Consider the following 19,062-nt stretch of genomic DNA (forward strand, 5'->3'; position numbering starts at 1 on the left):
CCAATTAAAATTGTTGGTTTGGAAATAAGCCTGTAAATGAAAGGATCTGACGGAAAGTGCGGGAATTCAGATAATAAGTGCGACACTCATGGATGAATGGCGAGAGGTGGCCAACTGCTGATTGGTGGTACCCTTATGCTCGCCAAAGTAAAAGCAGTATCACCATGAGCTATCAGCAGTTGACCGAGGGGCAACGATACCAGTTATCGGTGCTTCGCGCACAGGGGATGTCCATCCTTGCCACCGCACGCGCCATTGGCGTTCATCGCTCCACCCTCTACCGGGAGCTGCGTCGTAACGCCGGGCCGCAGGGCTACCAGCCAGACAATGCGCATCAGCACGCCACCCACCGACGGGCCAGTGCGGCCAAATCTCGGCTATCTGCCGATGTCATCCAGTTTGTCGAGCTGACACTCGCCTGGTGGTGGAGCCCGGAGCAGATAAGCGCGGTGGGCAAGCAGATAGGCCTCATGGTGAGTCACGAGTGGATATACCGCCATGTGGCCGCCGACAAAGCCCGGGGTGGCCAGTTGTACCGCCATCTGCGCCAGGGCCACAAGCGCTACCGCAAGGGGGCGAGCAGCCTGCGTTCTCCCATCAAGGAAGCCCGCTCTATTGATGAACGGCCGGCTATCGTCGATAGCCGGGAGCGGCTCGGTGATTGGGAGGCGGACACGGTGCTGGGCAAGCAAGGCACAGGTGCACTGGTCACCCTGGTGGAGCGCAAGAGCCGGCTCTATCTGGTCAAGCGGGTCGCGAGCAAACAGGCTGGGGTGGTGCGGGATGCGATAATCGAGATGTTAACGCCCTACATCGAGCAGGTGCATACCATCACCTTTGACAACGGCGGCGAGTTTGCCGAACACAAGGCGATAGAGGAAGCGCTGGGTGCCGAGACTTACTTTGCGCACCCTTACTCTTCGTGGGAGCGCGGTCTGAACGAGAACAGCAATGGGCTGTTGAGGCAGTTTATCCCAAAGGGAACAGACCTGAGAGAGGTCACGGACGAGGATGTCAGGAGAGCGGAGCAGTGGCTCAACCTACGACCTCGGAAATGTCTCGGATTCAGGCAGCCTGTCAAGGTATTCGAAGAGTACTGTCAGGCGGCATAGGCGAGTGTCGCACTTCGAAGTTGAATTCGCGGTGAAGGATCGCAAAAAGGATCCCTTATCCCCCGCGCGGCCAGTGCTGGCGCGGGGAGTCGCTCCCTGCACCTGGTCGTTCACCTGCATGATTTTCCACACATAAAGCGGGCAGGCGAGGCGGGGTCTTGACTGCGCGCGCTGGGTGCTGAGGGGCCGCCGCCCCGGGGCGTCAGGGCGCTGAACGCCAGGCAAAACAAAGCCCCCTCGGTGAGGGGGCCTCTCTTACGCCGTTTTAGCGACTCATAAGGTCCTTGTAACTGTAGCCTCGCCTATGCCGCCTGCCCTGTCAGATCTGACAGTCGGTAGGGATTGAACCGGATCACCTCCTCCCCCGCCCAGTCATTGAGCGCCAGCAGGCTGGCCTTGATGCTGTCTATCTCGTTGATGTCGAACACCTGGGCGGCCTTGGTCACATCGCCAAAGCCGCCGGTGCTGTTGGGCATGACTCCCATCAACTGGGGCGGTACCCGGTGGCTGGCGAGCTGGTCATCCCGGCTCACGTTCTTGATGCTGAGGAAGTCATCCTTGGCGGCCACCTCGGCCACCGGGATCAGCTTGACCCCGTCCTTGCTACCGCCCGGGGTGTAGAGCAAGAGGTTGCGGAAGTTGCCGGGGCCCTTGCTCTGGCGCAGGGCTTCTTTAAGGTCCTTGATGTCCTGCTCATTCTGCGTTGGGTCTGTGATGTGCATGATGAAGCCCGCGTGGCTGCCGTTCTCGTAGTAGCGGCGGCGGAACAGGGTGGCCGACTCGTTGAGCAGGGTGGAGTTGAGCCCGCCAACATAGTCGGGGATGCCGTAGATCTCCTGGTTGATGTCCGCCTCCATCACATGGCCCACCCGGCCTGCGGGCAACGCCTGCTCCTGGCCGGGTTGGGCAATCCACCAATACTGGTTGAGATCCAGCGCGCGCCGGGTGTACTTGGCGCGCAGGTGGTCATAGCGCAGCACCCCGCCGAGCCGGTTCTGCACCGCCTGCAGGTAGCCGTTGCCGAAGATGAGGTAGTCCAGCACCAGGCCGGTGAAGGCGGCCAGGCTCAATTTCGGGTGCGGGATGAAGCAGGAGCGCAGGATGTTGCGCTTCACCTGGATGGCCGAGGCGTGATGCACCCCGGCCCGATAGACCCGGGACAGCCCATTGAGGGAGAGGGGCGGCTCGTACCAGCGGCCGTTGTGCATGGCCTCCAGGTAGTCGAACACCTCCCGTTGCGATAAGACGGGCACCGGCTCGCCAAAGCTGAACGCCTCGATGGCCGCGCCGGGTTTCTGGGTCGCCGTCATCGGCGGGGTATGGCGCTGTGGGCGGCGCTTTCTCATGAGAAAATCTCCATCATGCTGGTATTGGCACCGGTGGCACCTGCCAGCGGCTCATGTAACAGGGCTTGCATGGTTGCCCAGGCAATGTCGGCGTGGCTGGTTTCGTCGGAGCGGCTCGCCTCAAAGGTCGGCAGCTTGCCGCCCGCGGTCACGGCGCGGCGGATGCTCATGAACGCCTGGGCCAGATCGGTCATCCCGCTGTCAAATTCCAGCCGCCCCTTGTTCATCACATCCTGGGCCTTCATCACCATCTGGATTTTCACGCTCGGGTTGTACTGGATAGGGGTCGCCGCCGGGTAGAACTGCTTCACCAGCTGGTAGACCCCCTCCCCGATCCCGGTCGTGTCGATGCCGATGTAGCACACGTTGTAGCGCTCGCACATGGCCTTGATGGCTCGCGCCTGGGCGTCGAAATCCATCCCGCTCCAGCGGTGGCGCTCCAGCACCCGGAACTTGCCGCCCGGTACCGCTGGCGGGGCCAGCACGGCGCAGCCCGCGCTATCGCCCTGCCCGCCCTTGGCCGGGTCATAGCCGATCCACACCGAACGGTTGCCCAGGGGGCGCAGGGCAAAGGGCTTGTAGTCGTCCCACAGCTCCCAACTGTCGACCATGCAGCGCTGCAGGGTGACGAGCGGGAAGACGCTCGAGGTGTCGTCCATGAATTCGCACATCAGCAGGTTGCGGAAGCGCTCCTCGGAATACTCACTGTGCAGTTGGGCCATGTCGAACAGGTCGCAGCCGCCGCGCACTGCATCTTCCACCGTGACGATCTGGCGCCATTGACCATCGCCACCGAGCTTGCCGCCGGTCAGGTGGGCGTGGCTCAAGTCAAACTTGATTTGGTCGGCCTTGGGCCTGCCCTTGTTGAACTCCTCACCCGACCAGAATTTGTATGCCGGATGGGAGAGGCTGGAGGGGGTGGAGAAGTAGGTCTGACGCCACTTCTTGTGCATCGCCATCCCGCTGGCCACGTTGCGAAAATCCGCAAAGCCATGGATCCAAAAGTATTCGTCCATGTAGATGTTGCCATGGTAGCCCTGCGCGGTGCGGGCGTTGGTGCCGAGGAAGTAGAGGTGCGCCCCGTTCGGCAGCACCATGGGGTCGCCCTTGAGCTCCACCCCTTCTGCGTTGGCAAACTGGATGATGTACTGCTTGAAGATGTGGGCCTGTGATTTGCTGGCCGACAGGAAAATCTGGTTGCGCCCGGTGACCAGGGCATCGATGAAGGCCTCGAAGGCAAAGAAGTAGGTCGCCCCAATCTGGCGCGATTTGAGCAGGTTGCGCCGCCGATGCTGCTTGCCCGCCTCATACCAGACCCGCTGGTAATCGAACATGGTGGACTCAAAGCGCTCGATCAGCCGCTCCTGCTGTTCGGGCTCCACCACATTGCGCTCGGGGGCTTTCTTCGGCCCCCTGTTGCGGTTCGCCACCTTGGGGTTGAGGTCGGCCTCGTTGCCGCCCTTGCTGTATTTGTTGACCCGGGCGATGCGCTCCAACTGCCTGCCCAGCAGGTCAATCTCCTTGAAATCGCCGCCGGTTTTCACCTCCTTGGCGATCAGCTGGCACATCCGCGCCTCGATGGCGAAGTCGACCCGGTCAATGGGTTTGATGTCATCCCAACCGTCGCGGGATTTCCAGGTGCCGACCGTCCCCTCGGGGGTCGCCAGCAGCTCCGCAATGGCTCGGATCTTGTACCCCTGAAAGTACAGGTGCATGGCCTGCCTGCGGGGTTCGATATGGGGGAAGAGTAAGGGTGCTGTCATGGCGCCAGTCTACCCAGCCGCTACTGCTCCAAACGCCCCCGCGCCAATGTGCCAGCGCCGCACACACTGGCCGCCGATTGCACGATCCCGCAGCTCACCCAGACCATAACCGCGACATCACCACCCAATCACCAAAGGGATCCCAGCCAATGGCAAAGTCCAAATTTTTCCGCGTCGCCGTCGAGGGGGGCACGACCGACGGGCGCACCATCACCCGCGAGTGGATTGAGCAGATGGCCCAGCGCTACAACCAGTCCACCTACGGCGCGCGGGTCAATATGGAACACATCCGGGGCTATGACCCGAAAGGTCAGTTCAAGATGTACGGCGACATCACCGCAGCCAAGACCGAAGAGGTCGACATGGAAGGTGAAAAGCGCCTGGCCCTGTTCGTCCAGATCGACCCGACCCCCGAGCTGGTCGAACTGAACAAGGCGCGCCAGAAGGTCTACACCTCCGTCGAAATCCACCCGAACCTGAACGAGAAGGGCGCCTACCTCATGGGGCTGGCCGTCACCGACAGCCCGGCCAGCCTCGGCACCGAAATGCTTCAGTTCTGCAGCAAGGCATCGGTCAGCCCGCTGGCAGGACGCAAGCAGTACAAGGAGTGCCTGTTCACCGAAGCGCTGGAAACCGTCATCGAATTCGAAGACGAGCAGGATAAAGGCCCCTCCCTGGCCGAGCGCATCGCCGCCCTGTTCTCCACCCACAAGAAGCAATCCACCGCCGATTTCAGCGACGTGCACCAGGCCGTCGAGGCCGTGGCGAAAGAGGTCACCGGCCTCGATGCCGAGCTGCAGAAGAAGTTCACCGAGCAGGCCCAGACCATCACCGAACTGACCAGCCAGCAGGACGCCACCGCCAAGGCGCTGGCCGACCTCACCGCCAAGCTGGAGGGCCAGGAAGACCTCAGCCACAAGCGCCAGCCCGCCACCGGTAGCGATGGCACCACCATTCAAACCGACTGCTAAGGACCATGCCCAATGCGTAACGAAACCCGCCAGAAGTTCAACGAGTTCACCGGCCAGGTGGCCAAACTCAACGCCATCACCAGCGCCATGGTGCAATTCAACGTGCAGCCCAGCGTTCAGCAGACCCTGGAAACCAAGATGCAGGAGTCGGTCGCCTTCCTCGGCCTGATCAACGTCATCCCGGTCGATGAGATGAAAGGCCAAAAGGTCAGTATCGGTGTCAGCGGTACCATCGCCGGGCGCACAGACACAGCCAACAAAGACCGCGAACCCAACAACCCGACAGGGCTCTACGACCAGAACTACGAATGCGCCCAGACCAACTACGACACCATGATCGGCTACGCCCAGCTCGACGCCTGGGCCAAGTTCCCCGACTTCCAGACCCGAGTGCGCGACGCCATCATCACCCGTCAGGGGCTGGATCGCATCATGATCGGCTGGCATGGCACCAGCGTTGCCGCCGACACCGACCGCACCGCCAACCCCCTGTTGCAGGATGTGAACATCGGCTGGCTGAAGCACATCCGCACGGATGCCCCGGCCCAGGTCATGAGCGAGGGTACCGTGGGCAGCGGCAAGATCTACGTGGATACCGCTGACGGCGACTACAAGAACCTCGATGCCCTGGTGTTCGATGCCGTCAGTGAGCATGTCGCGCCTTGGTATCAGGACGATACCGAACTGGTGGTCATCTGCGGCCGCAAGATGCTCTCAGACAAGTATTTCCCCATCCTCAACGACGCGGGCGACAACCAGAACAAGCTGGCCGGTCAGGTGCTGGTGAGCCAGAAACAGATCGGCGGCCTCAAGGCCGTGCGCGTGCCCTTCTTCCCGGAAGACGCCATGCTGATCACCAAACTCAGCAACCTCTCCATCTACTGGCAGGACGGCGCTCGCCGCCGTCATATCGAGGAAGAGCCCAAACGCAACCGCATCGTCAATTTTGAGAGCTCCAACGATGCCTACGTGGTCGAGGACTACGACTGCGTCGTACTGATCGAAAACATCGTCATGGGGCCGAACCCGGCCCCCGGCGCGTAAGGGGGTAGCATGACCCCAGCCCGTCGCAACCGCGAACGCAAACTGGCCGCCCTGAATGGGGCGGCCAACCCCAAATTCGAGCAGCAGCACGCCAACGCCTACGAGCTCCAGCTGATGCAGTTGGCCGAACACCGCCGCACCCTCAAGGGTATCCAGAGCATCGAGCGCAAGATCGACGTCAAGCGCACCATGCTGCCGGTCTACAAGCCCTGGATTGACGGCGTGCTGGCTGCCGACCGCGGCGGTCAGGATGACGTCCTGGTCACCATCATGCTCTGGACCCTCGACACCGGCGATCTGGAAGGGGCCCTTCCCATGGCGTCCTACGTGATCCGCCATGGCCTGACCACCCCGGACCGCTATGAGCGCACCGCCGCCACCCTGATTGCCGAAGAGGTCGCCGACACCACCATCAAGCTGCAAGAAATAGACGTCGGCCCGACCTGCGGCCTGCTCATGGCTTATCTCCATCTGCTGACCGACTGCGACATCTTCGACCAGGTGCGCGCCAAGCTGCACAAGGCGGTGGGCCGCGCCACACTGGCCGAAGGGTTCAAGCAACAGGCCGCCGAACACTACCGGCGCGCCCTCGAACTGCATGACAAGGTCGGCATCAAGAAGGAGCTCGAAGTGCTCGAACGCGAGATCCGGAAGGGCGCAGAACAGGCAGCCAACGCAGCGGAAGAAAGCAGCCCCCCAGAACAGCAAGGCCCCGCCCCTGGCGAGGCCAGCTAACCGAGCGAACCCCGCACCCTGGGCGGCTCGGGCCTGACGAATGCCAGCGGCATACCAGACGGCCCGACCACCGCCCAACCTGCGGCAAGACCAACACAGGAGCACCATGAGCACCGGATTCATTGCCACCGCCCCGGCCGCGCCAGAAGAAGGGGAGATCAACAGCAGCGCCTTCTGGCCGACGATCTCACTGCCTGACCTGCGCGAAACCGTCCGGATCGATGGCACCGTCACCACGGCCCGCCTCAAGCATGCCGTGATCGACGCCATCACCAGCGTCAACCGGGATCTGGCTGATTGGCGCCGCGCCCGTGAGGCAGAAGGGGTCGCCACCCTGGCCGCCGTGCCGAGCGAGCTCATCAACAGCGAATCGGTGCACCTGCACAGCTACCGGCGCGCCGTCTATGCCATGACCCGCGCCAACCTGCTGGAACGCTACACCGACTACAGCGCCACCGGTGACGGCGTCAAAGGTGCAGATGCCAAGGTCGTGAGCTCGGATGACCTCTACCGGGATGCCCGCTTTGCCATCCGCGACATCCTCGGCACCACCCACAACACCGTCGAGCTCATCTGATGGAGCTGCGCAGCCAGCAGGGCGACACCCTCGATTACATCCTGTTCCGGCACTACGGCTACACCGCCGGCATCACAGAGCAGGTGCTGGCCCTCAACCCCGGTCTGGCCGAGCTCGGCCCCATCCTCCCGACCGGAACCCTTATCACAATGCCAGCGGCCCCCACCCAGGCCGAGCAGCCGCTGATCCAGCTATGGGACTGACCATGAGCCGCCTCGACGACGAACTCGAACGACTGGCCAACATCAGCGAGCAGCAAATCGCTGCCCGCGTTCACGCCGCCCGCATCAGTGGCACCGGCCCCCACTACTGCATCGACTGTGACGAGCCAATTCCTCAGGCCCGCCGCGAAGCGATCCGGGGCTGCGAGCGCTGCACCGACTGCCAGACCCTGGCCGAACACCACAACAACCGATAGGAGAGCACGATGCCAGAACCGATTTCATCCAGTGCAGCAACCAGCACTCTGAGCGCCCTGACGCTGCTGTCCCTCTTCCCGGGCGTCGATCCCGGCGTCCTGCTCGGCGCGTTCGCCGGGGCGCTGGTGTTCATCGCCACCACCGCCGAGCTCGGCAACCTGCGCAAGGCGGGCCTGTTCGTTGCCGCTTTCGTGGCGGGCGCGCTGGCGGCCCCGCTGGTTGCCGCCATGTTGGCCAGCGTGCTGCCACTCAGTGTCGAAGTCCCCAGGGCCGTCGGCGCCATGCTGGCCTCGGCGCTGGCCGTCCACCTGCTGCAGTGGATCCTGCGCAAAACGCCGGAAGACCTGCTCAAACTCCGCAAAGGGGGCTGACATGCTGACCATCCTCTACGCCATGATCTGCACCGCGATCGCTATGCGCATCGCCACCTTCAACCGCAACGGGGGCGACTATCGCCCCCTGCCTGCCCTGCTGGCATGGGTCATCACCGTCGCCGCCGGTTCCGTGCCGTTGCGCGTCCTGCTCGGTGTCCTGCCTCCCCCTGACCCCGCCGCCGTGTTGCTGGCCGCCATGGTGCTCACCGCCCTGATCGGTTCCCGCGGATCCGTTATGCGCCTGCTGCCGCGCCGCCGCCAGCAACCGACCACCGCCAGCCACCTGAACGGGAGGTTTCAACCATGAGCCTGAAAAAAGGGGATACCGGCGCCGCCGTCGCCGATCTGCAGCGTCGCCTGGCCAAAGCCGGTTATCCGCTCGAGCCGGATGGCTGGTTTGGCGATGCCACAGAGCGCGCCCTGCTCGCCTTTCAGCGGGACTACATGATCACCGCCATCGGCCAGGCTGGCCCCCGCACCCTGGCCGCCCTGCTCGGCAGCGAGCGGGGCAACCAGTTGCGCATCGGCGACATGCAGGCTGGCGCTGACCTGCTGGGCATGCCGCTGGCCACCATGGCCACCGTCGCCCAGGTCGAGAGCATCGGCGAGGGGTTCACCACCGACATGCGCCCGGTGGTGCTGTTCGAGCGGCATGTGTTCTACAAGCAGCTCACCCAGCACCTGGGCAAGGCCGCCGCCGACCAGATGGCCGCCCATTACCCCAACCTGGTCAACCCCAAGCGCGGCGGCTATGCGGGCGGGGCGGCCGAGTGGGAGCGGCTGCAACTCGCCATCAGCCTGCACCGGGATGCCGCCATCGAGTCGGCCAGTTGGGGGATGTTCCAGATCATGGGCTTCCACTGGCAGGCGCTGGGCTTTGCCTCGGCCAGCGACTGGCAGACCGCCATGCAGCGCAGCGAAGTGGACCACCTCACCGCCCTGTGCCGCTACATCCAGCAAGATCCCGCCATGCACAAGGCCCTGCAGGGTCGCAAGTGGGCTGACTTTGCCCGCCGCTACAACGGCCCGGCCTACAAGGACAATGACTACGACACCAAGCTCGCCAAAACATATGACCACTTTGCCAAGGTCTATCCGGTGAAGGAGGTGGCGGATGTGGCGTAGCCTGCTGCGCTCCCCCCTCACCTGGTTGCTGCTGGCACTGGCCATCGCCTTGGCTGGCTGGGGCTGGTCGGCCACCTCGGCAGCGACCGCCAGGGGCAAAGTCTCCACCCTGCAAAGCGACCTCAAGGCCGCCAACGACAAGGCCGTCGAGGCCGAGCGGCGGGAGAAGACCAAAGACGGGGTCATCGATACCCTCACCGGCGAGCTGGACGCCCAGGCAAACGCCGCCGCCACGCTGCAACGCCAGCTTGGCGATCTGACCATCACGGCCGCCACCCGGGCCGACACCATCAAGAGGCTCAAACGTGAAAATGCTGAACTCAAGGAGTGGGCTGATCGCCCTCTGCCTGATCCTGTTGTCAGGCTGCTCCAGCGCCCCGCCCTCACCGGCGCAGCAGATTATCAGGCTCACCTGTCAGGGGCTGACCCCCTGCCAACTGCCGGCCGCCAGCCCAGTCAATAACGGCGACCTCATGGATCAGCTGACCCAGACCGAGGCCGCCTGGGCCAGCTGCGCCGCCCAGGTCGACAGCCTTATCGCCTGCCAGCAACGGCACCAGAACGGGAGGGAACATGGAAAAGCCAAAACAGATCCGTGAGGTGCTGACCCGCTGCGTGCCACACCTCAAGACCAACCCAGACAAGCTGCACATCTTCATCGCCCCGGGCAATGTCGAAAGTACTGGGGCCCGCTCGCTCTCGTTCGAGTGGCAATACCCCCTCACCATCGGCATCGAGGACTTTGCTGGCCACCCGGATCAGGTCATGGTGCCGCTGCTGGCCTGGCTGCGCCAACACCAGCCCGAGCTGATGACCAACGACGAGCAGCGCAAGGAGGGCATCACCTTCGAGGCTGAATACCTTGCCAACGACCTGATGGATCTCATCATCACCGTCAAGCTGACCGAGCGGGTCAGGGTGTGGCAAAACGAACAGGGAATTGGTTGGGAGCACCTGCCGGAGCCACCGGAAGACCCCTATGACGGCATCACCTGGGAACTCTTCATCAACGGGGAGCATCAGCCATGGCCGCCGACGACCTGAGCCGCCTGACCCACTGGGCCGATGGCCTGCTGGCCAGCATGGAGCCCGCCGCCCGCCGTCAGTTGGCGGGCGAAATGGCCCGCACCTTGCGCGCCAGCCAGGCCCAGCGGATCCGCGCCAACCGCCAGCCCGATGGCAGCCCTATGGCCCCGCGCAAGCCTCAGCCCAAGCTGAAAAAAAACCGGGGGAGCCTGCGCCGCAAGATGTTCTTCAAGATAAGCAACCCCGCCTGGCTCAAGGCCCGCGCCAGTGAACAACAGGCCGTGGTGGAGTTTGTCGGCACCGCCAACCGGCTCGCCACCATTCACCAATATGGCCTCAAAGACCGCATCAAGGGCCGCGAGATCTCATACCCGGCGCGGGAACTGCTCGGCATCACAGAACAAGAGCGGGACCAGCTAGAAACCACCCTGCTCGCCCACCTCACCAAAGGACTGTAACCACCGCCGCCAGTGTGCCAGCGCCGTACACACTGGCCGCCGCTCGCCTTCCCCGCCATTGCCCAAAACAATGGCCCCATGCAACCAACCCCCATTGAACTCCAACGCCTGATCGACAACCTGATCCGCATCGGCACCGTGACCGCCGTGCGATCCGGGGAATGTCGCGTCAAGACCGGCGACCTCATCACCAACTGGCGGCCCTACGCAACTGCGCGGGCCGGGAGGAATCGCACCCGCCATCGCCTCTCCATTGGCGAACAGGTGCTGATGCTCTCGGTCAGCGGCGACCCGCGCAATGCCTACATCGTCGGCCCCATCAATTGCGCTGCCTTCCCAGAGCCCTTGGCGGACGATGACAACCCGGACCTCGATCGCACTGAATACGCTGATGGCGCCGTCATCGAGTACAACCCGGCCACCGGGGTGCTCAATGCGAGCGGCATCAAGACCGCCACCCTTTCCGCCTCGGTGACCGTCAAGCTGATCACCCCCCTGGTGGAATGCACCCAGGCACTCAAGGTCGGTTCGACCATCGAGGCGGGCGGCAAGATCACCGCCCCCAGCGCCAAGATTGGCGGCATCGAGGTGACTACCCACAAGCACGGCAACGTCAGCACCGGCAGCGGCACCTCCGGGGGCCCGCAATGAAATGGCTCGGCATGAACGCCGCGAGCGGGCGCGCCATCAGCGCCACCGACCACATCATCCAGTCGGTGCGCGACATCCTGATCACCCCGGTGGGATCCCGCGTCATGCGCCGCGACTACGGCAGCGAGCTGTTTTACCTCATCGACCAGCCCCAACATCAGGCCACCCGCCTGCGCCTGATGGCCGCCACCGTGCAGGCCCTCATCAACTGGGAACCCCGCATCACCATCACCCGGGTCGATGTGCTGGGAGGCGGCATGGATGGCGCCCTTACCGTCGAGCTCACCTGGCAGCGCAAAGACGGCGGCGCGCCGGGTACCGGAACAGAGAGCGCCACTATTGCCATTCCCACAGGAGCCGCCAGTTGAGCACCATCACCCTCTCCCAACTGCAGCAGCCAGATGTGATCGAACTGCTGGACTTCGAAAGCATCCTGGCTGAACGAAAAGCCTATTTCGTCAGCCTCTACCCGGCAGACCAACAGCCCAGCGTCGAGGCCACCCTGGCGCTCGATTCCGAACCCATCACCAAGCTGCTGCAAGAGAATGCCTATCGAGAGCTGATCCTGCGCCAGCGAATCAACGCTTCCGCCGTCGCCAACATGCTGGCGTGGGCCAAGGGGAGCGACCTCGACAACCTGGTGGCAAACTGGAATGTACAGCGGCTCATCATCCAACCGGGTGACCCCACCGCCACCCCGCCGGTACCGGAAATCAAGGAAGATGACGAAGCCCTGATCCTGCGCGCCCTGATGGCGTGGGATGGCCTCAGCGTGGCGGGCCCGACGGGCGCCTATGAGTATTTCGCCCTCTCGGCTGACGGTAAGGTGGCTGACGCCAAAGGGTCAAGCCCAGCGCCCGCCGAGGCGCTAGTCACCATACTCAGCACCGAGGGGAACGGCAGCGCCGATGCGGCGTTGATCGCCAAAGTCACCCAAGCCCTGAGCCAGGAAGACAGGCGCCCAGTGGCCGACCGGCTCACGGTGCAGAGCGCCGGCATCATCAACTACACCATCACCGCCAAGCTGCACATCGACAGTCAGGGGGCCGAGGTGGATGTGATCCTGCAGGCTGCCCGCGAACAGCTCGCCGCCTTTATCAATCCCCGCCGCCGCATCGGGGTCGAGGTGCCGCGCTCCGCCATCGATGCCGCCCTGCACGTGCAGGGCGTGCGCAAGGTCGAGCTGACTGGCTGGGCTGACATCATCCCGAACGCCACCCAGGCCGCCTACTGCACCGGCTTCACCGTGGAGCGGGCGGCATGAATACCCTGCTGCCACCCAACACCAGCCGCACCGAGCGCAACCTGGCCGCCGTGGGTGCCAATGCCCAGGCCTTGCCGATCCCGTTTCGCTCGCTCTGGTCCCCCTGGACCTGCCCCGCCCACCTGCTGCCCTATCTGGCTGCCAGCTGGAGTGTCGACCGCTGGGATAAAAAATGGCCTGAGGCCACCAAGCGCCAGGTCATCGCCAACAGCTACTTCGTGCACAGTCGCAAGGGCACCATCGGCGCCATCCGCCGGGTCGTGGAACCCCTGGGGTATCTGATCCGGGTGCTGGAGTGGTGGCAAGAGGCCCCGGCGGCCACCCCGGGCACCTTCAAGCTCGACATTGGCGTGCTCGATACCGGCATCACGGAAGCCATGTACCAGGAGCTGGAGCGGCTGATCGCCGACGCCAAGCCGATGACCCGCCACCTGACGGGCCTCGCCATCAGCATGGAGACCCGGGGCCCGCTCTATCTGGGGGCCGCCTGTTACCTGGGCGATGAGCTGACCATCTACCCCTACAGTCCAGCCGTTATCGAAGTCAGCGGCCAGCAGTGGCACGGCGGCATCACTCACACCATCGACACCATGACCATTCAACCGCAACAGACAGGAGGTGCCGCTTGAGCGCCATCTACTTCGCCATTCCCACCGATGCCGGCCAGGCCAAGATTGCCAACGCCCTCGCGCTGGGGGTGCCGCTGAAAATCACCCACATGGCCGTCGGCGATGGCAACGGTCAGCCCGTCACACCGAACGCCGCCCAGACCGCGCTGGTCAGGGAGAAGCGCCGCGCCCCCATCAATACCCTGTTTCAGGACCCCACTAACCAGTCACAGTTGGTCGCCGAGCAGATCATCCCGGAAAACGTCGGCGACTGGTGGATCCGTGAAGCCGGCATCTTCTCCGAAGATGGCACCCTGATCGCGATTGCCAACACCCCTGACACTTACAAGCCGCTGCTGAGCAGTGGGGCCGGCAGAACCCAGGTCATTCGCATCGTGCTGATCGTCAGCGACACCAGCGCGGTAGAGCTGAAAATTGACCCCGCCGTGGTGTTGGCCACCCGCAAGTATGTCGATGACCTGATGGCTGCCCACAAGCAAAGCCGTGACCACCCGGATGCCAGCGAGACCGCCAAGGGCTTTACCCGCTACGCCACCCAGGTCGAAGTGAATGAGACTGTCACCGCCAATCAGAAGGCAAATGCCGTTGTCACGGTGAAAACCCTGTGGGGCTGGGTGAAGCAGGCCAGCGAAACCGTGCTGGGCTTGATGAAAGTGGCGACGCAAGCGCAGACCGATGCAGGCACGGATGATGCGTCGGCCATTACCCCCAAGAAAATGCGAAACGGCTTCTCATACAGCACATTGGCATCTGGGTGGTACATCTTGTTCCCATCATGGCTAGGTGGGCTGGTAGTTCAGGGAGGCCCGGTTGCAGCGATTCTTGCAGGGCAGTCCGTCGTAATAACCATGCCGATCGCATGGCCAAAGGGGGCGCTGAAAGGACTATTTACCCAACCAGCAGTTATCGGAGATTCGACAGTACCGATTTCGTTTTGTGTGGATCCTCAACCAGGCGGCAATCAGTTCACCATCAGAAATCGCTCAACGGCATCTAGCGGCAACTCGTACTGGTTTGCTTTTGGTTTTTAGAGGGGAGTTTGATAAATGAACAGAATATTTTTCTTAGCAGAACCGATAGGGTTTTATCCTGACTCCGCATTTGAAACACCACCCGCAGCCGCCGTAGAAATATCGTTGGATAAATACAACGAGCTGATGGAGTTATCTTCGCAAGGTTATGAGATAGCAGCAGATGAAGATGGCTTGCCAATTAATCTACCAAAGCGTGCGCCGACCGATATGGAGATTTCAGGGCACGAGCTGACGAACAGACTTAATATTGCCGGTGAACAAGTCGCCATCCTCCAACCTGCTGTTGATGGTGGGTACGCGAGACAAGAGCATTTCCAGCTACTGGCTGACTGGCAGCGCTACCGCTACGAGCTGACCTTGGTATCGGAACAACCTGGCTGGCCTGAATCACCGCACTGGCCTGCTGAGCCGGCGCGCATTATCTGACTCAAACATACTCCCCGCCCCACCCCGCCCTGTGCGGGGTGTTTCATGACTGCCGCCACCCTCACCCTGTCACCGCCTCGCCAGTGTGTACGGCCCTCACACACTGGCCGCCGCTCGCCTGACATCCCCTACCCCTGCATCCTGACCCTGCTCGCATCACATGCATTACCTACGCAAAGAATGCTCCGTCCGGACAACAGGAGAACCTATGGCACTGGACCAATTTCACCACGGCGTGCGCGTCGTGGAAGTCAACGAGGGCACGCGCACCATCCGCACCGTCGCCACGGCGGTGATCGGCATCATCTGCACCAGCAGCGATGCGGATGCCGCTTACTTCCCCCTCAACAAACCCGTGCTGATTGCCAACCTGCCGGCGGCCATCGCCAAGGCGGGCAGCACCGGCAACCTCAAACGCTCGCTGCAAACCATCTATGACACCGTCAACACCATCGTCATCGCCGTGCGCGTGGCCGATGGCGCCGACGCCGCCGAGCTGACCAGCAACATCATCGGCACCATCCTGCCGGATGGCAGCTATACCGGCCTCAAGGCGCTGGAGCGTGCCGCCCCGGCCACCGGCGTCAAGCCGCGCATCCTCTGCGTGCCGGACAACTGCACCTTAGCCGTAGCCACCGCCCTGGCGGGCGCAGCCAAAAAGCTGCGCGCCTTCGCCTATGTGCCGACCATCGCCGACACCGTCGAGGCAGCGCTCGCCTACCGCGAGAACTTCTCCAGCCGCGAACTGATGCCGATCCACGGCGACTGGACCGCCTGGGACACCGCCGCCAATGCCAGCATCAAGCTCGATGCCTGCCTCAAGGCGGCCGCCATGCGGGCATTCATCGACAAGGAGATTGGCTGGCACAAGACCCTGTCGAACGTCGGCGTGACCGGGGTCGACGGCATGACCAAGGCCCTGTTCTGGGATCTGCAAGACCCCGATACCGAGGTCGGCCTGCTCAACGCCAACGAAATCACCGCCCTCATCCGGTCCGATGGTTTCCGGTACTGGGGGAACCGCACCTGTTCCGATGACCCGCTGTTCGCCTTCGAGAACTACACCCGCACCGCCCAGATCCTGGCCGACACCATGGCCGAGGCGCACATGTGGGCCAACGACAAACCGCTTACCCCCACCCTGGTGAAAGACATCGTCGAGGGCATCAAGGCCAAGGGCCGGGAACTGGTGGCGGGCGGTTACCTGCTCGGCTTTGACTGTTGGTACAACGAGGAGCTCAACGACAAAGACACCCTCAAGGCCGGCAAGCTGCGCATCGATTACAACTACACCCCGGTGCCGCCGCTCGAAGACCTCGGCTTCATCCAGCGCATCACCGACACCTACCTCATCGACTTCGGCGCCCGCGTCGCGGCCGCCGCATAAGGAGCCCCCATGGCACTGCCACGCAAACTCAAACGCCTGAACGTCTTCCTCAACGGCGACAACTGGGTCGGTGAAGCGGAAGACATCACCCCGGCCAAGCTGTCCCGCAAGTTTGAAGCCTATCGCGGTGGCGGCATGGGGGGTGCCGTCAACATCGACATGGGGCTGGATGACAGCGCCCTCGATGTCTCCTTCACCTTCGGTGGCTACGGCGAACCCCTGCTGAGTTGCATGGGTGAGCCCAAAGCCGACGGCACCAGCCTGCGCTTTGCCGGTTCAGTCCAGCGTGATGACACCGGCGAAGTGGTCGCCGTCGAGATCGTCTGTCGTGGCCGTTTCAAAGAGCTCGATCGCGGCACCCTCAAGGCCGGTGACAACACCCAGGCCAAGGTCACCATGGTCAACACCTACTACAAAGAGACCATCAACGGCCGGGTGATGCACGAGATTGACCTGATCAACATGGTCGAGATTGGCCCCGACGGCGTCGACCGCATGGCCGAACACCGCAAAGCCATCGGCCTCTAACCCACCCAACAACCCAACGGGCGGCCCTTATCCCAACAGAAAGTGCCGCCCTCACCACATCCACAACAGGAACAAGCACCATGGAACAGAAAGAAATCACCCTCGACACCCCGATCCAGCGCGGCGAGAGCACCCTCAACAGCCTGATCATCCGCAGCCCTAAGAAGGCGGGCCACCTGCGCGGGCTCAACACCATGGACATCGTCCAGATGAACGTGGATACCCTCATCAAACTGCTGCCCCGCATCACCGACCTGACCGAAAAGGAAGTGAACGATATGGACCCGGCTGACCTGCTCAAAGCCGGGGTCGTGGTGGTCGGTTTTTTGATGGGCTCGCAGCAGGAGGCCTACCTCACTGCATAGATGACCTGATGGCAGAGATCGCCATCATCGCCCACTGGCCGCCGTCCGAGATGGCGGCCATGGACATCAGCGAGCTGATGGGCTGGCACCAACGCCTCGTTGAGACTCACAACCGCATCAACGGGGCCGAAGAACAATGAACCCTCTCAAACTGCAAATCCTGCTCGGGGCGGTTGACAAGATCACCGCCCCCCTCAAAGCAGTCAGCGGCCAGAGCCGCCTGACCGCTCAAGACCTGCTCGCCACCAAAAAGCGCATCAAAGAGCTGGAAACTCAGAGCGGCCAGATTGACGGTTATCGCACCCTGGGACGCCAGATTGGCGCCACCCGCGCCCAGCTTAACCAAGCCCAGCGTGATGCCCAGCAGATGGCCCAACAGTTCGCCAAGGTAGAACAGCCGACCAAGGCCATGACCCGGGCCATGGAGCAGGCCAAGCAGAAGGTGCGCGACCTCTCCCAGCAAGAGCGTGAAATGGTTGCCCGTCACGGCAGCCTGAAACGCGCCATGAACGAAGCCGGCATCAACACCAAACAGCTCGGCGAACACCAGCGCCGCCTCAAGACCGATTTGGCTGCAGCCAACACAGTGCTCGACTCTCAGCGCACCAAGCTGGGCCAACTGGCCGACCAGCAAAAGCGCCTCAACCAGGTCAAGGCCAACTACCGCCAAACCCAGGAGCTGCGCGGCCAGATAGCGGGCCACGGCGCTGCCGGTATTGCGGCCGGTACCGCCATCGGCCTGCCGGTGTACAGCGCCATCAAGGAATATTCCGGCTTCGAAGACGCCATGAAGGGGGTGGCCAAACAGGTGGCCGGGGCCAGAACCGACAGCGGCCAGCTGACCGACGTCTACTACGACATGGCCAAGGCGATTAAAGACATCGCCGAAGAGATCCCGCAGCTGAACGGCGCCATCGACATCGCAGCGCTGGTCGAAGGGGGCGCCCGCATGGGCATCCAGGGCAAAGAGAACCTGCTGGCCTTCGCCAAGTGGCTAATAACATCATGTCGATCAGCCAATAACATCATGCCGATCACTTTTTTTCTGCCCGCGTTTATAGCGTCTTCCTTTTACTCCGCCTGATCGGCATCGGTCAAGTTGGCGCCCTGTTTTCTCATCGATTCTCCCGTTAAGGTCACGCGCACCGCTCTGTGGATCAGTCGGTCCAAGATCGCCTCGGCGAAGGTTGCCTCTCCGATCATCCCGTACCACTTCTCCACCGGCAATTGGCTCGCCACTATCGTTGAGACGTTGCCGTAGCGGGTATCGATGATCTCCAGCAGGTTGCTGCGTTCGCTCGCGTCCAGCATCTCCATGCCCCAGTCATCCAGGATCAGTACCCCTATGTTGCTTACCCGCTCCAGCAGTTTCGGATAGCTGCCATCCGCTTGGGCCAGTCGCATCTCTTCAAGTAGGGTTTTCAGCCGGTAATACCGCACGCCCACTCCTTGCCGGATAAAGTAACGGCCCAGGGCACACGCCAGGTAACTCTTGCCACAGCCTGCCGCGCCCGTTAGCAGCAGGTTTTGTTGATGACTCAGCCAGTGTCCTTCCAGCAGTTGGCGGATCTGCGCTTTGCTCACGCCTCGACCCGCCCGATAGTCGAGCTGCTCCACCTGTCCGGCTAGCCGGAACCGGGCTTGCTTCTCCAGGCGGTTGGTTTTCCTCTGCTCCCGCTGCACCAGCTCATGGCTCAGTAATAGTTGCAGCCGCTCTTCAAAACCCATATCCAGGTACAGCATGCTCTGGGCCTGCTGCTGGTTCAGAGCCTGTTTCATGCCGCTCAAGTGCAGGCGGCTTAGTTGTTCATCGAGGTGTAATTGCATC

Annotated in this window: 27 protein-coding genes and 1 pseudogene; 25 read left to right on the forward strand and 3 right to left on the reverse strand. The window is 62.7% G+C overall.

Going from position 1 to position 19,062, the window contains the following annotated elements:
- Positions 1–164: 164 nt before the first annotated feature.
- Complete coding sequence (locus tag C3F36_RS00005; RefSeq protein WP_104454191.1) at positions 165–1,112, forward strand: IS30-like element ISAs2 family transposase; 948 nt, start codon at positions 165–167, stop codon at positions 1,110–1,112.
- Between the two features lie 302 nt (positions 1,113–1,414).
- Here the strand turns inward: C3F36_RS00005 and C3F36_RS00010 are convergent, their stop codons facing one another.
- Positions 1,415–2,458, reverse strand: a complete 1,044-nt coding sequence (locus C3F36_RS00010; protein ID WP_139737889.1) for a phage portal protein — start codon at positions 2,456–2,458, stop codon at positions 1,415–1,417.
- On the reverse strand, positions 2,455–4,221 hold the full coding sequence (locus C3F36_RS00015) for a terminase ATPase subunit family protein (RefSeq protein ID WP_104454192.1): 1,767 nt from the start codon (positions 4,219–4,221) through the stop codon (positions 2,455–2,457). Before C3F36_RS00015 ends, C3F36_RS00010 begins: the two co-directional genes overlap by 4 nt.
- Positions 4,222–4,370: 149 nt before the next feature.
- On the opposite strand from C3F36_RS00015, the gene C3F36_RS00020 reads away from it, so the two are divergent.
- The 24 genes and pseudogenes from C3F36_RS00020 to C3F36_RS00130 form a co-directional block, all read left to right on the forward strand.
- Entirely contained in the window at positions 4,371–5,192 is an 822-nt protein-coding gene (locus C3F36_RS00020; RefSeq protein WP_104454193.1) for a GPO family capsid scaffolding protein, read from the forward strand.
- Between the two features lie 12 nt (positions 5,193–5,204).
- Entirely contained in the window at positions 5,205–6,236 is a 1,032-nt protein-coding gene (locus C3F36_RS00025; RefSeq protein WP_104454194.1) for a phage major capsid protein, P2 family, read from the forward strand.
- A gap of 9 nt (positions 6,237–6,245) precedes the next feature.
- Positions 6,246–6,971 carry a phage terminase small subunit gene (gene gpM, locus C3F36_RS00030; protein WP_104454195.1) on the forward strand — a complete coding sequence of 242 codons (726 nt, stop codon included), beginning with the start codon at positions 6,246–6,248 and terminating at the stop codon, positions 6,969–6,971.
- A 106-nt stretch (positions 6,972–7,077) separates the two neighbouring features.
- Positions 7,078–7,548, forward strand: a complete 471-nt coding sequence (locus C3F36_RS00035) for a head completion/stabilization protein (protein WP_104454196.1) — start codon at positions 7,078–7,080, stop codon at positions 7,546–7,548.
- Positions 7,548–7,751, forward strand: coding sequence for a tail protein X (locus C3F36_RS00040; protein ID WP_104454197.1), 204 nt, complete (start codon positions 7,548–7,550; stop codon positions 7,749–7,751). The genes C3F36_RS00035 and C3F36_RS00040 overlap by 1 nt, the downstream gene beginning before the upstream one ends.
- Positions 7,752–7,753: 2 nt before the next feature.
- On the forward strand, positions 7,754–7,966 hold the full coding sequence (locus C3F36_RS00045; RefSeq protein ID WP_199769634.1) for a TraR/DksA C4-type zinc finger protein: 213 nt from the start codon (positions 7,754–7,756) through the stop codon (positions 7,964–7,966).
- A gap of 9 nt (positions 7,967–7,975) precedes the next feature.
- Positions 7,976–8,338: a putative holin gene (locus C3F36_RS00050; RefSeq protein WP_104454199.1), complete on the forward strand. Its 363-nt coding sequence runs from the start codon at positions 7,976–7,978 to the stop codon at positions 8,336–8,338.
- A gap of 1 nt (position 8,339) precedes the next feature.
- Complete coding sequence (locus C3F36_RS00055) at positions 8,340–8,648, forward strand: phage holin family protein (RefSeq protein ID WP_104454200.1); 309 nt, start codon at positions 8,340–8,342, stop codon at positions 8,646–8,648.
- On the forward strand, positions 8,645–9,466 hold the full coding sequence (locus C3F36_RS00060) for an N-acetylmuramidase domain-containing protein (protein ID WP_104454201.1): 822 nt from the start codon (positions 8,645–8,647) through the stop codon (positions 9,464–9,466). Before C3F36_RS00055 ends, C3F36_RS00060 begins: the two co-directional genes overlap by 4 nt.
- Positions 9,456–9,929 carry an Rz-like lysis system protein LysB gene (gene lysB / locus C3F36_RS00065; RefSeq protein ID WP_104454202.1) on the forward strand — a complete coding sequence of 158 codons (474 nt, stop codon included), beginning with the start codon at positions 9,456–9,458 and terminating at the stop codon, positions 9,927–9,929. The genes C3F36_RS00060 and lysB overlap by 11 nt, the downstream gene beginning before the upstream one ends.
- Positions 9,823–10,065 (forward strand): Rz1-like lysis system protein LysC, encoded by a 243-nt coding sequence (gene lysC, locus C3F36_RS23675; RefSeq protein WP_233759690.1) that lies wholly within the window; start codon positions 9,823–9,825, stop codon positions 10,063–10,065. The genes lysB and lysC overlap by 107 nt, the downstream gene beginning before the upstream one ends.
- A complete protein-coding gene (locus C3F36_RS00070; RefSeq protein ID WP_104454203.1) occupies positions 10,040–10,510 on the forward strand; it encodes a phage tail protein in 471 nt (156 codons plus the stop codon). Before lysC ends, C3F36_RS00070 begins: the two co-directional genes overlap by 26 nt.
- Positions 10,492–10,950, forward strand: coding sequence for a phage virion morphogenesis protein (locus C3F36_RS00075; RefSeq protein WP_104454204.1), 459 nt, complete (start codon positions 10,492–10,494; stop codon positions 10,948–10,950). Before C3F36_RS00070 ends, C3F36_RS00075 begins: the two co-directional genes overlap by 19 nt.
- A gap of 78 nt (positions 10,951–11,028) precedes the next feature.
- On the forward strand, positions 11,029–11,601 hold the full coding sequence (locus tag C3F36_RS00080; protein WP_104455974.1) for a phage baseplate assembly protein V: 573 nt from the start codon (positions 11,029–11,031) through the stop codon (positions 11,599–11,601).
- Entirely contained in the window at positions 11,598–11,969 is a 372-nt protein-coding gene (locus tag C3F36_RS00085; protein ID WP_104454205.1) for a GPW/gp25 family protein, read from the forward strand. The genes C3F36_RS00080 and C3F36_RS00085 overlap by 4 nt, the downstream gene beginning before the upstream one ends.
- Entirely contained in the window at positions 11,966–12,865 is a 900-nt protein-coding gene (locus C3F36_RS00090) for a baseplate J/gp47 family protein (RefSeq protein WP_104454206.1), read from the forward strand. Before C3F36_RS00085 ends, C3F36_RS00090 begins: the two co-directional genes overlap by 4 nt.
- A complete protein-coding gene (locus C3F36_RS00095; protein ID WP_104454207.1) occupies positions 12,862–13,494 on the forward strand; it encodes a phage tail protein I in 633 nt (210 codons plus the stop codon). Before C3F36_RS00090 ends, C3F36_RS00095 begins: the two co-directional genes overlap by 4 nt.
- The gene (locus C3F36_RS00100) at positions 13,491–14,525 is read left to right on the forward strand and encodes a phage tail protein (RefSeq protein WP_104454208.1); all 1,035 of its coding nucleotides are present in this window, start codon (positions 13,491–13,493) and stop codon (positions 14,523–14,525) included. The genes C3F36_RS00095 and C3F36_RS00100 overlap by 4 nt, the downstream gene beginning before the upstream one ends.
- Positions 14,526–14,540: 15 nt before the next feature.
- Positions 14,541–14,954, forward strand: a complete 414-nt coding sequence (locus C3F36_RS00105; RefSeq protein WP_104454209.1) for a tail fiber assembly protein — start codon at positions 14,541–14,543, stop codon at positions 14,952–14,954.
- A 208-nt stretch (positions 14,955–15,162) separates the two neighbouring features.
- On the forward strand, positions 15,163–16,341 hold the full coding sequence (locus C3F36_RS00110; RefSeq protein ID WP_104454210.1) for a phage tail sheath protein: 1,179 nt from the start codon (positions 15,163–15,165) through the stop codon (positions 16,339–16,341).
- 9 nt (positions 16,342–16,350) lie between these two features.
- Positions 16,351–16,869: a phage major tail tube protein gene (locus C3F36_RS00115; RefSeq protein ID WP_104454211.1), complete on the forward strand. Its 519-nt coding sequence runs from the start codon at positions 16,351–16,353 to the stop codon at positions 16,867–16,869.
- A gap of 80 nt (positions 16,870–16,949) precedes the next feature.
- On the forward strand, positions 16,950–17,234 hold the full coding sequence (locus C3F36_RS00120; protein WP_025327469.1) for a phage tail assembly protein: 285 nt from the start codon (positions 16,950–16,952) through the stop codon (positions 17,232–17,234).
- Between the two features lie 8 nt (positions 17,235–17,242).
- Positions 17,243–17,374 (forward strand): GpE family phage tail protein, encoded by a 132-nt coding sequence (locus C3F36_RS00125; RefSeq protein ID WP_081045270.1) that lies wholly within the window; start codon positions 17,243–17,245, stop codon positions 17,372–17,374.
- Positions 17,371–18,288 (forward strand): annotated as a pseudogene (locus C3F36_RS00130) (phage tail tape measure protein); the annotation flags it as partial. The gene C3F36_RS00125 and the pseudogene C3F36_RS00130, both read left to right, overlap by 4 nt.
- 17 nt (positions 18,289–18,305) lie before the next feature.
- On the opposite strand, the gene istB reads toward C3F36_RS00130, so the two are convergent.
- Complete coding sequence (gene istB / locus C3F36_RS00135) at positions 18,306–19,061, reverse strand: IS21-like element ISAs27 family helper ATPase IstB (protein WP_043851824.1); 756 nt, start codon at positions 19,059–19,061, stop codon at positions 18,306–18,308.
- Position 19,062: the final 1 nt, after the last annotated feature.

This window comes from Aeromonas sp. ASNIH2, from assembly GCF_002934795.1.
GTDB classification, from domain to species: Bacteria; Pseudomonadota; Gammaproteobacteria; order Enterobacterales; family Aeromonadaceae; genus Aeromonas; species Aeromonas caviae.